Source organism: Streptomyces sp. NPDC057099, assembly GCF_042671245.1.
Classification (GTDB): domain Bacteria; phylum Actinomycetota; class Actinomycetes; order Streptomycetales; family Streptomycetaceae; genus Streptomyces; species Streptomyces purpurascens.
On sequence record NZ_JBHUTX010000120.1, the window covers coordinates 1 to 1,525 of the forward strand.

1 protein-coding gene is annotated in these 1,525 nt (G+C 69.7%); it reads right to left on the reverse strand.

Annotated elements, in window-relative coordinates:
- On the reverse strand, positions 1-1,478 hold a 1,478-nt coding region (locus ACFT4A_RS42450; protein WP_382842049.1), incomplete at its 3' end, for a condensation domain-containing protein.
- Between the last annotated feature and the right edge of the window lie 47 nt (positions 1,479-1,525).

Below are 1,525 nucleotides of genomic sequence, written 5' to 3' on the forward strand. Positions count from 1 at the left end.
ACCGACTCCGCACCCACCCCCTGACCCACCAGGAAACGCGCCAACCGATTCGCCCGCACATCCAACTCCGCGAACGACACCGACACACCATCCGCGACCACCGCCACCGCATCCGGCGTCCGCGCGACCTGCGCCTCGAACAACTCCGGCACCAGCACCGAGGCATCCTCGACCGGCCCACCGCACCACTCACCCAGCACACGGCGCCGCTCGTCACGCAGCAACACGTCCACCGCGCTCAACCGCAGCTCGGGGTCGCGGGAGAGCGCGCCGAGGGCCTGCACCCAACGCTCGGCGAGCCGTTCCACCGATGTCGCTTCGAAGAGGTCCACGGCCGCGACCATCGCGCCGCGCAGGCCCGCCGGTGCGCCCTCGGAGTCGAACTCCTCCCTCACCAGCAGTTCCAGGTCGAACTTGGCCACGGCCGAGCCCGACGACATACCTCCGGCCTGCACGCCGGGCAGTTCGAGGGTGGCCTCGGCTTGGTTGTGCAGGTCCAACTGCACCTGGAACAGCGGGTGTCGAGCCATGGACCGAGTCGGGGCCAGTTCCTCCACGAGCTTCTCGAACGGCACGTCCTGGTGCGCGAACGCCGACAGACTCGTCTCCCGCACCCGCGTCAGCAGGTCACGGAACGTCGGGTCGCCCGACAGGTCTGCGCGGACCACCAGGGTGTTGATGAAGAAGCCGACCAGGTCGTCCAGGGCTTCGTCCGTGCGCCCGGCGATCGCCGTGCCGATCGGGATGTCGGTACCCGCGCCCAGGCGGGACAGCAGTACGGACAGGGCGGACTGCAGCACCATGAACATGGTGACGCCCTCGGCCCGCGCCAGCTCGGCCAGCCGCGCGTGCACCTCCGTCGGCACCACCAGAGGCACCCGATGCCCCTGGTGGGACGTGACGGCGGGACGCACATGGTCGAAAGGCAGCTCCAGTTCTTCGGGCAGCTCCGCCAACGTGTCACGCCAGTAGTTCATCTGGCGAGCCATCAGGCTGTCGGGGTCCGTCTCGACGCCGAGCAGTTCCCGCTGCCAGAGGGCATAGTCGGCGTACTGCACCGGCAGCGGCTCCCAGGCGTGGACGCGGCCCTCGCACCGCGCCGCGTACGCCGCGGAGAGGTCACGCGCCAGGGGCCCTCGGGACCAGCCGTCGTTGGCGATGTGGTGCAGGACGAGCACCAGCGCCTGTTCGTCCGCGCCCGTTTCGAACAGCACGGCCCGGATCGGCACATCGTTCTCGAGGTCGAAGGGGGCCCTGGCGGCCTCGGCGACCGCGCCCTCCAGATCGGCCGGGGCATCGGCGGCGGTCAGATCCACCGTCGCCAGCTCCCATTCCAGTTCGGCCAGGTCAAGGACGTGCTGGTGGGGTTCACCGTCGACCAGGGGGAACACGGTGCGCAGCACCTCGTGCCGCCCGATCACATCCCGTAACGCCGCATCCAACGCGGCAGCGTCCACCCCACCCGACAGACGAAGCACGACAGGAACGTTGTAAGCAGCGCCGCCCTCCAACTGGGACAGGAACC